Here is a 12,338-nt window from a genome sequence, read left to right on the forward strand (position 1 = left end):
ATAAGGAGTGAGAAAAATGGCAGGAACAACGATGACAGGTATTGGTGGTAGACAACAAATTTGGAATCTCGGAAATAATATGATCGATACTTCAAACTTCGTCGAATTAGAAATGAATGCGTTAGATATGAGGAAAACACCGTATACGAAAGAAAAGAACGACCTTACAAATGATAAATTATTATATACAAGTTTAAAATCAGAATTTAGTTCTTTCACACAAACATTTAAAAACTTAGCGGCTTTTAAAGGGAATGAAAAAAAAGTAACGACAACACAAGACGGTTATATAAATGTAAAAGCTGATGGTGGTGCGATTGCAGGAACTTTTAATATGACAATTACACAGCTAGCGCAGCGTCATCAAATAGCTTCAAATGACATTACAGATATAAATGCAAAGCTTCCTAAAGATGAAACATTAAAACTAGGCGGTAAAGAATTAAAAGTAACAACTGATATGACATATAAAGATTTAATTAATAAGATTAATGATGGAGATTATGGCGTATCAGCTTATACACTTGGAAATAAAATTTTCATGACCTCGAAAAAAGAAGGAACAGATGGAGTAATTAAGTTTGAGGGGAACACATCTACACTATTTCAAGATATTGGTTTAGCTAATGCGGATGGAGTAGCGCTTAATGTAATCAATGAAGCGCAAAATGCTAAATATAGTATTAATGGTATCACAGCTGAAAGCTTTACCAATACAATTGAGGCTCTTCCAGGCGTGAAAATTGAATTATTAAAGGTAACTGAGCCAAAAGTGGAAGGGACACCAGATGCTGGCACAACACCAGATCCAAAAACAAAAGGTATAGACCTAAAATTTACAGTAAATGACTCAAACGTAACAGATGCATCGAATGTTATTAAGAAGATGGTTGCGGATTATAATAAAGCTGTTAGTACGGTAGATATCTTTGCCGGAAAAGGTGGGGCTTTCCAAGGTCAAGCCATTATGCAAAGTGTACGTCAAGCGATGAACAATGTCGTAACATTTTCTCAAGATGGTAATTATTTATTCACATTTGGTATTCAATTAAAGCAAGATGGAACGATGGAAGTTAATGATGAAAAATTAACACAAGCATTAAAAGAAAAACCTGATGCAGCGAAGCAATTTTTCTTTAGTTCTAACGGTTTAGGAAAAATGATGGAAGAGCCACTTGATAAACTATTTGGTGATAAAGGTGTAGTCGGTGAGAGAGTAAAAAATATTGACTCACGTGTAAGTGATTTAGATAAAAAGATTAAAGATATCGAGACGCAAAACTTGCAAAAGCAAGATGAAATTGTGAAGAAGTATCAAAAATTAGAAAGTACATTAGCGGCGCTTGATAGCCAGCTAAAAACAATTAAAGCAATGACAAAACAAAAAAGTGATGATTAATGAAAGTTAAGGAAGTGATGGTATGCAAGCATGGCAACGTTATATGCAAAATGATATTATGACGAGTAATCCGATTAAAAATACAATTTTTATCTATGAAAGATGTATTGTAGAGTTTCGTAATTTAGAAGAGCTTTTACATACTTTTAAACTACAAGAAGGAGACGCGCTTCTTGAAAAGTTAGAACGTATTTTTGAAGAATTGAAGCTTCAATTGAACCCTGAAATTACGAAAGACTTATATGATAGTCTTTATGGTTTATACGATTGGATTAGTATTCAAATTCAGACGATGAAAGTAACGCGTGAAGCAAAAGACATGGATGCGATTGTGAAAGTGTTACAAGATTTAATAGACGGTTACCGCGGAGCACTTGAAAATGAACAATGATATTTATCGGACGTTTGTCGGCTGTTTTAATGAAATCGGTGAATTGCAAGTGTCAGATGGAGAGTTTGCTGAGAAGAGTGAGATGTTAAATCGCTGGATGATGACATTGGATGAAGAAACGCGTGCGCAAGTTGCAGCAGAAGTAAGTCCATTCATTATTAAGGCAGCGCAGCATATTCGAGATAAGCAAAAGATTTTGGAAGAAATGATTATGACAAATGATGGACGAATGAAAGCTAATTCATTTTACGGTAAATATTAATAATACAGTTTACAAATGGATTTCCCCTTTTTAAAGGGGATCCATTCCTTTGTTTAAGTAAATAGTTCCGCTGATTGAGGTTTCATTTTATGACTGTAATGAAAAAATAGTAGTAATCTAAATAATATAAAAATGAACTTTAATGTGTAGTTCATATATGAAAATAGTTCACGGATCACTGTCTGTATACAGTTTTTTGTATTCTTTTTTATATTTTTGTATTTTTCTAAAGACAACAATGGAAAAATGGAATAAAATATGTAAGGGTACATAATAGTTAATATTTTAATAAATACATATAATAAAATAAATAATGAAGTGAAACTTCCATCAGTGGATCATTAAGGTAGAAAAGGAAGGGTGTGGAATATGCCAGATTTAGTGAGTGATGTAAGCCATTATATGAACTATTTAGTAACGAAACGAAATACTGTTTCTAGTAATATTGCAAATGCGAATACACCTGGCTATAAAGCACAAGATGTAACATTTGCTGAGCAGATGAGTAAGAGCAGTGCGTTATATAAGAACAATGCGGCTGATTTAAAGAGCAATCCAGATTTATATCAAACGAATGAAATGCACTTACCGACAGTAAATATGAAAAATACGTATGCAAAGATTCAAACGAAATCAATGCAAAAGAATCAAGATGGAAATAGTGTGGATGTAACGACAGAAATGCTAGATTTAATGAAAGCAAATCAGTTATACGGTATTTCAATTAATGCAATTAATACACAATACGCAATTAACCAAGCGGCACGTGGACGTTAAAGGTAGAAGGAGAGAAAACGATGTTTCAGGCAATGAATGCAAGTGGCTCAGGACTAACGACAGCGAGAAAGTGGATGGAAGTTACTTCAAACAATATTGTAAATGCGAATACGACAGCCGCTCCGGGGGCAGATTTATATGAGCGTCGTAGTGTGGTGCTAGAATCAAATAATAGTTTTGCAAGTATGTTAGACGGGGCTCCTACTAACGGAGTGAAAATAAAAAGTATTGAAGCAGACAAAACGGAAAACTTAGTGTATGATCCGACGCATCCGCATGCAAATGAAGAAGGATATGTACGTTATCCAAATATTGATGTAACTGCTGAAATGACGAATGTTATGGTTGCTCAAAAAATGTATGAAGCAAATACAAGTGTATTAAATGCGAACAAAAAAATGCTCGATAAAGATTTAGAAATTGGACGAGGATAAGGGGGAAGATAGGGATATGAAAATTCAACCAATGTTACATACACAGCCATTTGGAGCAATTCAGTCAATTGGTGCACCGAAAACTTCGGAAACTTCTGTAGCTCCGGGAAAAAAGTTTATTGATTTATTGGAAGATATGAATCAAACGCAAAATAATGCGCAAACAGCAGTATATGATTTATTAACAAAAGGGGTAGGAGAAACACATGACGTTTTAATTCAGCAAAAAAAAGCTGAATCTCAAATGAAAACGGCTGCTCTCGTACGTGATAATCTTATTGAAAATTATAAGTCACTAATTAATATGCAAATTTAGGAAAGTGGACGGGTGTGTTTAAATGGAAAAGATAAAAAATGTTATCCAATCGTTAAAAACGTGGCATAAGTTAGTAATCGGTGCTGCGCTTTTAGCGGTTGTAACAGGAGCACTTTTATACTTCACCTTGCCAGATAAATATGTTGTTGTATATCAAAATTTAAATGATGCAGATAAGCAAGAGATTACAGCAGAATTATCGAAGTTAGGTGTCGATTACCAATTAGCGGCCGATGGTTCAATTCGTGTGCAAAAGAATGATGCTCCATGGGTTCGAAAAGAAATGAATGGAATGGGCTTACCGTTTAATTCTAAGAGCGGCGAGGAAATATTATTAGAAAGCTCGCTCGGGTCAAGTGAGCAAGATAAAAAAATGAAGCAAATTGTCGGTACGAAAAAACAATTGGAGCAAGATATTGTACGAAATTTTGCGACGGTTGAAACGGCAAATGTTCAAATTACATTACCTGAAAAAGAAACAATTTTTGATGAAGAAAAAGCAAAGGGAACAGCGGCGATTACTGTTGGTGTGAAGCGTGGACAATTATTAACAGCTGATCAAGTTGCTGGTATACAGCAAATGATTAGTGCGGCAGTTCCTGGCGTGAAAGCAGAAGAAGTAAGTGTTATTGATAGTAAAAAAGGTATCATCTCAAAAGGAGCAGATGAAGCGCATTCTAACAGTTCCTCTTCTTATGAAAAAGAAGTAGAGATGCAGCATCAAATTGAAGGTAAGTTAAAGCAAGATATTGACGCAACGTTAATGACGATGTTTAAGTCAAATGAATATAAAGTAAATACAAAAGTTTCTGTAAACTACGATGAGGTTACACGTCAATCAGAAAAATATGGTGATAAAGGTGTGCTTCGTAGTAAACAAGAGCAAGAGGAAAGCTCTACTGCACAAGAAGGAGCAGATACGAAGCAAGGTGCTGGTATTACAGCGAACGGTGACGTGCCAAACTACGGTACGAACAATAATCAAAACGGTAAAGTTGTCTATGATAATAAAAATGGTAACAAAATTGAAAACTATGAAATAGATAAAACAGTTGAAACAATTAAGAAACATCCAGAATTAACGAAAACAAATGTTGTTGTATGGGTAGATAATGATACGTTAGTAAAACGAAAAATTGATATGACGACTTTCAAAGAAGCGATTGGCACAGCAGCTGGGCTTCAAGTTGATCCGAATGGAAACTTTACAAACGGTCAAGTTAACGTTGTAACTGTTCAGTTCGACCAGCCGAAAGTTGAAAAAGAGAAAGAGCCGGAAAAAAGTGGTATGAACTGGTGGTTATTCGGTGGAATTACAGCTGGCTTGTTAGCACTAATTGGTCTAGTATGGTTCTTCTTAGCAAGACGTAAGAAAAAGAGAGAAGAAGAGGAATATGAAGAATACTTAGCCGAAGAGGAAATTGCCGCAAGTAATGAAAGTATTCTGGAAATTCCTGAAGAAAAAATAGTGCCAGAGCCAACACCGGAACCAGAAGGACCGAAAGAACCAACGTTAGATGATCAAGTGCAGGAAGCTACGAAAGAACATGTAGAAGGTACTGCAAAAGTAATTAAAAAATGGTTAAACGGACAGTAAGGGAGGAACAACGATGTTAGATGAAATCTCCTCCAAAGAAAAAGCTGCCATCCTCATTCGTACATTAGACGAAGGGGTGGCAGCAAAAGTCATTGAATATATGACAGCTGAGGAAAAAGAAGTATTACTTCGTGAAATTGCGAAGTTTCGTGTATATAAACCAGAAACGTTAGAAAATGTGCTAGGGGAGTTCTTATATGAATTAAATGTAAAAGAATTAAACTTAGTCACTCCAGATAAAGAGTACATTCGTCGCATATTTAAAAACATGCCCGAAGACGAGCTGGAAAAATTATTGGAAGATCTTTGGTATAACAAAGATAATCCGTTTGAGTTCTTAAATTCACTTACAGATTTAGAACCACTTCTTACAGTGCTCAATGATGAATCACCACAGACGATTGCGATAATTGCTTCTTACATTAAACCGCAACTTGCTTCTCAATTAATTGAGAGATTGCCAGATCATAAACGAGTAGAGACGGTAATGGGTATTGCAAAACTAGAACAAGTTGATGGTGAATTAATTAATCAAATTGGTGAGTTGTTAAAAGCGAAATTAAATAATATGGCATTTAGTGCAATTAATAAAACAGATGGCTTGAAAACGATCGTGAACATTTTAAATAATGTTTCACGAGGTGTTGAAAAAACAGTCTTTCAAAAGCTGGATGAAGTCGATTATGAGTTATCTGAGAAAATTAAAGAAAATATGTTTGTCTTTGAAGATTTACTTGGTCTTGAAGATCTTGCGCTTCGCCGTGTATTGGAAGAAATTTCAGATAACGGTGTTCTTGCGAAAGCACTTAAAATTGCAAAAGAAGAAATTAAAGAGAAATTATTTACATGTATGTCTTCAAACCGTAAAGAGATGATTCTAGAAGAATTAGATGGCTTAGGACCGCTTAAGATGACGGATGCTGAAAAAGCGCAGCAAACGATTACAGGTACAGTTAAAAAGCTAGAAAAAGAAGGAAGAATTATCGTTCAAAGAGGTGAAGGGGATGTCCTTATTTAAAAACAGAATTCCGAAGAATTCTGTTTCTTTTTCTGAAGAAACGTATGAATTACAATTTCCAAAACCAGCTTCAGTCCAAATAGAAGAGGAAGAATTACAAGCTGATCATGCAGAGCTTCGCGCCCAGCAAGAATCATTACATATGGAAATGAATCAGTTAAGACAAGGGCAGCAAATGCTAGAACGAGAGCGTCAGCAGCTAGTACAAGATAAAGAACAATTTCAAATGCATATTCATGAACAAATGGAACAGATGGAAGTAGCACGTATGCAGTTTCAAAAAGAACAACAGGAAACAGCATACGAATGGACAGAGTTATTGTGGGATCAATCTTTTCATCTAGCAGAAAAAATCGTAAACCAAGCGGTAGATTCGCGATTACTTGATGTGTTACCAATTTTAACTGGCATCGTTCAAACGTTGCCTACTTCATTTGAAAAATTAATAATAACAGTACATCCAGAAACGTTTGAACGTATTCAAGAAGAGAAGGAAAATACGAAAGAGTATTGGTTACTACAATTAGTAGAATGGAAATATGATTTCTCCCTGCAGTTCGGTGAATTTGTTTTGGAGGAAGAGAAAGAGTTTTTTGAATTTAAATTTGCACCTATATTTGCGAAGCTTCGTCAGAAATGGGAAGAAGAGAAGTTGTTTGAGGAGCAAAATGTATGAACAACAAGCTCATAAATGAACAGAATAAGTGGAATACGTTTATCGACACACCGTTTTATACGAAAATTGGTAAAGTTCATAGTGTACAAGAACAGTTTTTCGTAGCGAAAGGGCCGAAAGCAAAAATTGGCGATGTTTGTTTCGTTGGAGAACATAATGTTTTATGTGAAGTAATTGCGATTGAAAAAGAGAATAATATGTTACTCCCATTTGGACAGACAGAAAAAGTATGTTACGGGGATTCAGTTACATTAATTGCAGAAGATGTTGTTGTACCTCGTGGTGATCATTTACTTGGAAAGGTGTTAAGTGCGAATGGTGAAGTGTTAAATGAGAACGCTGAAAACATTCCACTACAGAAAATAAAATTAGATGCCCCCCCTATTCATGCATTTGAGCGTGAAGAGATTACTGATGTATTTGAAACGGGAATAAAATCAATTGATTCTATGCTAACAATTGGTATCGGTCAAAAGATTGGTATTTTCGCTGGATCAGGTGTTGGTAAATCTACTTTACTTGGAATGATTGCAAAAAATGCAAAAGCTGATATTAACGTTATTAGTTTAGTAGGAGAACGTGGCCGAGAAGTAAAAGACTTTATTCGAAAAGAATTAGGCGAGGAAGGTATGAGGAAAAGCGTTGTTGTTGTAGCGACGTCAGATGAAAGCCATCTGATGCAACTTCGCGCGGCAAAGCTTGCCACATCCATTGCTGAATATTTCCGTGATCAAGGCAATAACGTACTACTCATGATGGATTCAGTTACTCGTTTTGCTGATGCGCGCCGAAGTGTTGATATTGCAGTGAAAGAGTTACCGATTGGTGGTAAAACACTGTTAATGGAAAGTTATATGAAGAAGTTGTTAGAGCGATCCGGTAAAACACAAAAAGGATCTATAACAGGTATTTATACCGTACTCGTTGATGGAGACGATTTAAACGGTCCTGTACCAGATTTAGCACGTGGTATTTTAGATGGGCATATTGTATTAAAGCGTGAGCTTGCTACGCTTAGTCATTATCCTGCCATTTCAGTGTTAGATTCAGTAAGTAGGATTATGGAAGAAATTGTGTCGCCTAACCATTGGCAACTTGCAAATGAAATGAGAAAAATCTTATCTATTTATAAAGAAAATGAATTGTACTTTAAATTAGGGACGATTCAAGAAAATGAAGAAAATGCTTATATTTTTGAATGTAAAAATAAAGTAGAAGATATAAATACGTTTTTAAAGCAAGGTCGATCGGATAGTTTCCAATTTGATGATATCGTTCAAGCGATACACCATATAGTATAAGGCCTCTACTAAAGGGGTCTTATTTTTTTGTTTTTTAATATTTCACAGATTTTTTTGGAAAAAAACTATATAATAGAAAAAGAGAGCGTTATAATAGGAAGGGGCTATGAAAATAGGTGGATAAACAGCAGTACGACACGATAAAATTGCAAATAAATCAAGAAAAAGAACATATTTTAAAAGAAGTGTACGAACTAACAGCTGAAAAAAGAAAAATAGAACAAAAAAAAGAATATGATTTATACGTTGTGAAATCACGTAGCAAAGTCGTACAAACTGGTCAACGTATTATGGCTGGCATGCTTTCTTCACATACGTTTTCACCTGAAAGAATAGAAGAATGGAATCGAAAAATTAAAAAAACAGAAGGTTTTATTCAAAAAAATGAAAGCCTTTTAGAACAAGTAAAAGAAAAAGAACGTGTCATTGATGAAATGTATCAAGAAGATTGTAAGAAGCTTGCAAAAGTGCAAGAAAAGCTAGAAGAAAAAATGCTTCTTGATTTAAAAATGTGTATGAATGGATGAGGTGAATGTAGTGATACAGTCTGTATTACCGGTGCAACAAAGTTTACCTCCGCAAAAAGAAAAAGGGCTAGAAATACAATCGAAAAATGAAAATCCTTCATTTGATCGTACGTTGAGAATGGAAAATAAACAGCAGCCGAAAACGGAGAAAACGAAACGAGAAGAAGCACCAAAAGAAGAGAAAAAAGAATATAATCTTTCTAAACCATCGGTAACGAAAGAAGAACCAAGTGTAAAGAAAGAAGAAAAAAAAGAGACAGAACAGTTGTTATTAGCTGTATCTGAGCAAATGGTTGCAATTGAGCAATTACGTGTGCAACCAGAATTGTTATATCAATACATACAAAAAATACAAGAGCTGTATAAAGAATATGGAAATATAAAACTTAACGAATTACCCGCAGGTGAATTACAACAATTACAAGAGCTCCTTTCAAATATGAATATTAAAAATGCTATATGTTTAGAAGATACAATGCAAATGGTGTTAGACAAAGTGAAGATGCCAGAGCAAATGATGCAGGCTTTGAAAGTTGTAGAGACAGAAACTTGTAATATTGCAAAAAAACAAGAAGAGTCTAAAGATGTAGATCTTCTGAAATCAGAGAGCGATGATGTGAAGGTAGCGTTGCCAGAAGTCGATTCGTTAAGCGATTCGAGTTCCACGGGTGCGGAGTTATTAAATAAAGCGACGAGTACTGATCAAATCGGAAAATCAAATAGTGGCGCTGAGAAGGTTACATTACCTGACTTAGGAAAGAAAATGGAAGCGCAAGTAGAAGCATTGCAAAAATTTGTAGTGAAACAAGAACGTGTTTTATTCCAGCTAAATCCAGAAAAATTTGGAACGTTAACTGTATTTATGAAAAAGCATGGCGACCAAATTGATGTGCATGTAGAAATGGAAAAACACGATGCAAAAAAACGTGTTGAAATCATTTTTGATGAATTGAGGCTAAAGTTAAAAGAAAAAGAAATTAATATTCAAATTAGCTATTCGGATAAAGATGAAAACCGTAAAGAACAGCGAGAACAAGAACAAAGACAAAAGCAGAAATTAGCAAGTACGCAACATGAGAAACAACAATCAAAAGAATTTGCGGGATTATTGGAGGAATAAAGCGTGCCAACAGTTGGGTTAAATACAACGAGTACAAATCATATTCCGTTACAAGCAGGAGCGCAAGCAAAAAACGCATCTGTGAATGGTGTACAATCGCCAGTTCAACAAACAAACGGAGTTTCAGCAGGAGCACAAAAGACTCCTGGGGTAATGGGGAAAGATGACTTCCTAAAATTATTTTTATCAAGTTTCCAACATCAAGATCCATTTAATGCAATGGATATGAATCAAATGATGAACCAGACAGCGCAGTTATCTCTTATGGAACAAGTGCAAAATATGACAAAAGCAGTTGACTCTTTAAGAACGACGATGTATTCGACAGCGCTTGATGGCGGTATGAAGTTTTTAGGGAAGTACGTAAGAGGTGTTGACGGCGACGGAAACAAAGTAACTGGTCAAGTAGAGACGGTTCGCCTTGCAGAGAATAATGATGTACAGCTCATTATTAATAATAAAGTCGTATCTCTTCGTTTCGTTGAGAGAGTGTCTGATAAACCGATTGGAGAAACGAATCCAGAGGATGTCAAGAAAGAAGAGCAAAAAACAACTGAAGAAGTAAAAACTACAAATTCATGAGGAGTGTCCATACGTTATGATTAAAGCGTTATATACAAGTATTACAGGAATGAATGCAACACAAAATGCATTAAGTGTAACTTCAAATAATATTGCTAATGCACAAACCGTTGGTTATAAAAAACAAAAAGCAATGTTTGATGATTTACTATATAACAATTCAATTGGTGCAAAAAGTGACGGTAAATACGCAGGAACGAATCCGAAAAGTATCGGTAACGGTGTGAAAATGAGTGGTACGGTTACGGATTATAGTGATGGTACAATTACGTTAACAGGTGGTAAAACACAAGCAGCAATGGAAGGTAATGGTTTCTTCGTTGTAGGGGATTCAAAAGGCGGAAATATGGAATTTACTCGTAAAGGTACGTTTGGGATATCTTCAGATTACTATATTACGAATACTGAAGGTCAATACGTATTTGCATACCCTGCAAATGAAGCAACTGGTGAAGTTGATTTATCTGGAATCCCAGGACCATTGCAAATTCCAATGGGAACAGCAATTGGTGGTATTCGAACATCGAAAGGGACAATTAAAGGGAATATTCCAACTGGTGAAAAACAAATTACACAAGATTTACCTGTATATGATAATGCGGGGAATACATGGACAATGCGTGTAGAGTTTAAACAAACGAGCGAACATAATTATACATATAAAGTACAGATGCGTAATGATTCGAAAAAAGAAACAGAGTTTAAGGATGTTCAAGGTGCAGGTGGTAATATGACATTTGATGCTGTTGGAAATCCTAATCCGAAAGAGCAAAGAGCCAATATTCCATTTGATGGCGGCTCTATAAATTTAGACTTAAGTCATTTAACAAACCATCCAACAGATAAAACATTATCAGTAACAGACGTAGATGGTAGAGCAGCAGCGACGGTTAAAGATTGCTTCATTGCTGACGGTGGATATGTAATGGTAAAATATTCTGATGGAAGTATGAAATCTGCTGGCCAATTAGCTGTTGCGATGTTCCCGAACGAAGGCGGTCTAATGAAAACAGGTAATGGTAACTATACAGCGACGAATACAACAGGTATTTTAGCACTTGGAGCATCTGGTCAAAACGGTGCAGGTAAAGTACGTGGTGGCGCACAAGAAGGGGCCAATGTAGATTTATCTGTTGAGTTCGTTGACTTAATGCTGTATCAACGTGGATTCCAAGGAAATGCGAAAGTAATTAAAGTATCAGATGAAGTATTAAATGAAGTTGTAAACTTAATTCGATAATATATTATAAAGAAAACTTGTAATGTAGTAGAAAGGATTTTTTATTCGTATGACAAGACAAGAGCGAGTTTTACAATTGCCTTTTTTCGAAAATAAACGTGAACTTGCCGAGCAAGTGCTAAAAATGGAACGAGAAGAGCATGTATATTTACCGGATCAATTTGAAATTAAGCAAGTGCCTCAGTATTCATTTGGTGAAAAGGAAGCCATCATTGGCCGTATTCATGAGTTTTATTTCGTAAGTGTTGGTAGTGATGGAGTTTGGAAGTATCAACTGTTTAAGGACGAGATGAAGTGCCGTGAGTTTTTTGTTACGTTATCAGGGATAACGGATCAGCAAATTGCGTTTTGGTTCAATAATATCGAGTTGTTGAAAAACTCTTAAAAGCACTTAAAAGCTCTTTTTTAGGGTTGGATAGTGGATCCAGCAATGTTTTGGAGCGGTTAGTACCTAATAGAGTCTCGACAGGTGTGTAAGGACAGGGATATGGAGAGTTACTAATGTAGTTTAAGCTGTGGTAAGCGAAGTGTAGTTATAGTATGGGTCATATCTTTGGTCCTGAGGGGCTTGGAGATGTAAAAATAGAGCTATGGAAGGGTACTGGTATGGTTGGGGATGAGATAATCGTTTCGTAGCAGGTGAGTGCCTTTTGGATAGTTTGTGCTGATACATTTTTATAAAAGGAGAGGTGAGGAGG

Annotated in this window: 15 protein-coding genes; all 15 read left to right on the plus strand. The window is 35.5% G+C overall.

From position 1 onward, the window contains the following. The first annotated feature begins 16 nt into the window (after positions 1-16). The 15 genes from F0362_RS08400 (at position 17) to F0362_RS08470 (ending at position 12,025) form a co-directional block, all read left to right on the plus strand. Positions 17-1,399 (plus strand): flagellar hook-associated protein 2, encoded by a 1,383-nt coding sequence (locus F0362_RS08400; RefSeq protein ID WP_000929294.1) that lies wholly within the window; start codon positions 17-19, stop codon positions 1,397-1,399. A gap of 22 nt (positions 1,400-1,421) precedes the next feature. After that, complete coding sequence (gene fliS, locus F0362_RS08405) at positions 1,422-1,790, plus strand: flagellar export chaperone FliS (RefSeq protein WP_001149518.1); 369 nt, start codon at positions 1,422-1,424, stop codon at positions 1,788-1,790. Then, positions 1,780-2,052, plus strand: coding sequence for a hypothetical protein (locus tag F0362_RS08410; protein WP_001058081.1), 273 nt, complete (start codon positions 1,780-1,782; stop codon positions 2,050-2,052). Before fliS ends, F0362_RS08410 begins: the two co-directional genes overlap by 11 nt. Positions 2,053-2,421: 369 nt before the next feature. Next, on the plus strand, positions 2,422-2,829 hold the full coding sequence (gene flgB / locus F0362_RS08415; RefSeq protein ID WP_001113112.1) for a flagellar basal body rod protein FlgB: 408 nt from the start codon (positions 2,422-2,424) through the stop codon (positions 2,827-2,829). Between the two features lie 20 nt (positions 2,830-2,849). Further along, positions 2,850-3,263, plus strand: a complete 414-nt coding sequence (flgC, locus tag F0362_RS08420; RefSeq protein WP_000484909.1) for a flagellar basal body rod protein FlgC — start codon at positions 2,850-2,852, stop codon at positions 3,261-3,263. A 16-nt stretch (positions 3,264-3,279) separates the two neighbouring features. Then, positions 3,280-3,579 (plus strand): flagellar hook-basal body complex protein FliE, encoded by a 300-nt coding sequence (fliE, locus tag F0362_RS08425; protein ID WP_000701668.1) that lies wholly within the window; start codon positions 3,280-3,282, stop codon positions 3,577-3,579. A gap of 22 nt (positions 3,580-3,601) precedes the next feature. Beyond that, a complete protein-coding gene (locus F0362_RS08430) occupies positions 3,602-5,176 on the plus strand; it encodes a flagellar M-ring protein FliF C-terminal domain-containing protein (protein ID WP_000411360.1) in 1,575 nt (524 codons plus the stop codon). 13 nt (positions 5,177-5,189) lie between these two features. Continuing rightward, entirely contained in the window at positions 5,190-6,194 is a 1,005-nt protein-coding gene (fliG, locus tag F0362_RS08435) for a flagellar motor switch protein FliG (protein ID WP_000883355.1), read from the plus strand. Beyond that, the gene (locus F0362_RS08440) at positions 6,181-6,870 is read left to right on the plus strand and encodes a FliH/SctL family protein (protein ID WP_000051701.1); all 690 of its coding nucleotides are present in this window, start codon (positions 6,181-6,183) and stop codon (positions 6,868-6,870) included. Before fliG ends, F0362_RS08440 begins: the two co-directional genes overlap by 14 nt. Continuing rightward, entirely contained in the window at positions 6,867-8,171 is a 1,305-nt protein-coding gene (fliI, locus tag F0362_RS08445; RefSeq protein ID WP_001060540.1) for a flagellar protein export ATPase FliI, read from the plus strand. Before F0362_RS08440 ends, fliI begins: the two co-directional genes overlap by 4 nt. Positions 8,172-8,287: 116 nt before the next feature. After that, a complete protein-coding gene (locus tag F0362_RS08450; RefSeq protein ID WP_000360857.1) occupies positions 8,288-8,698 on the plus strand; it encodes a hypothetical protein in 411 nt (136 codons plus the stop codon). A 10-nt stretch (positions 8,699-8,708) separates the two neighbouring features. Then, complete coding sequence (locus F0362_RS08455) at positions 8,709-9,818, plus strand: flagellar hook-length control protein FliK (RefSeq protein ID WP_000616447.1); 1,110 nt, start codon at positions 8,709-8,711, stop codon at positions 9,816-9,818. 3 nt (positions 9,819-9,821) lie between these two features. Next, positions 9,822-10,400 carry a flagellar hook assembly protein FlgD gene (locus F0362_RS08460; RefSeq protein ID WP_001143458.1) on the plus strand — a complete coding sequence of 193 codons (579 nt, stop codon included), beginning with the start codon at positions 9,822-9,824 and terminating at the stop codon, positions 10,398-10,400. Positions 10,401-10,416: 16 nt separating this feature from the next. Beyond that, complete coding sequence (locus F0362_RS08465; RefSeq protein WP_000588328.1) at positions 10,417-11,640, plus strand: flagellar hook protein FlgE; 1,224 nt, start codon at positions 10,417-10,419, stop codon at positions 11,638-11,640. A 49-nt stretch (positions 11,641-11,689) separates the two neighbouring features. Then, on the plus strand, positions 11,690-12,025 hold the full coding sequence (locus F0362_RS08470; protein WP_000198190.1) for a DUF3964 family protein: 336 nt from the start codon (positions 11,690-11,692) through the stop codon (positions 12,023-12,025). Positions 12,026-12,338: the final 313 nt, after the last annotated feature.

The organism is Bacillus sp. BS98, from assembly GCF_008432245.1.
Lineage (GTDB): Bacteria > Bacillota > Bacilli > Bacillales > Bacillaceae_G > Bacillus_A > Bacillus_A toyonensis.

Bases quoted from the DNA above. Each gene is read 5' to 3' on its own strand.
- F0362_RS08400 (WP_000929294.1), top strand. From the start codon at position 17: ATGGCAGGAACAACGATGACAGGTATTGGTGGTAGACAACAAATTTGG.
- fliS (WP_001149518.1), top strand. From the start codon at position 1,422: ATGCAAGCATGGCAACGTTATATGCAAAATGATATTATGACGAGTAAT.
- F0362_RS08410 (WP_001058081.1), top strand. From the start codon at position 1,780: ATGAACAATGATATTTATCGGACGTTTGTCGGCTGTTTTAATGAAATC.
- flgB (WP_001113112.1), top strand. From the start codon at position 2,422: ATGCCAGATTTAGTGAGTGATGTAAGCCATTATATGAACTATTTAGTA.
- flgC (WP_000484909.1), top strand. From the start codon at position 2,850: ATGTTTCAGGCAATGAATGCAAGTGGCTCAGGACTAACGACAGCGAGA.
- fliE (WP_000701668.1), top strand. From the start codon at position 3,280: ATGAAAATTCAACCAATGTTACATACACAGCCATTTGGAGCAATTCAG.
- F0362_RS08430 (WP_000411360.1), top strand. From the start codon at position 3,602: ATGGAAAAGATAAAAAATGTTATCCAATCGTTAAAAACGTGGCATAAG.
- fliG (WP_000883355.1), top strand. From the start codon at position 5,190: ATGTTAGATGAAATCTCCTCCAAAGAAAAAGCTGCCATCCTCATTCGT.
- F0362_RS08440 (WP_000051701.1), top strand. From the start codon at position 6,181: ATGTCCTTATTTAAAAACAGAATTCCGAAGAATTCTGTTTCTTTTTCT.
- fliI (WP_001060540.1), top strand. From the start codon at position 6,867: ATGAACAACAAGCTCATAAATGAACAGAATAAGTGGAATACGTTTATC.
- F0362_RS08465 (WP_000588328.1), top strand. From the start codon at position 10,417: ATGATTAAAGCGTTATATACAAGTATTACAGGAATGAATGCAACACAA.
- F0362_RS08470 (WP_000198190.1), top strand. From the start codon at position 11,690: ATGACAAGACAAGAGCGAGTTTTACAATTGCCTTTTTTCGAAAATAAA.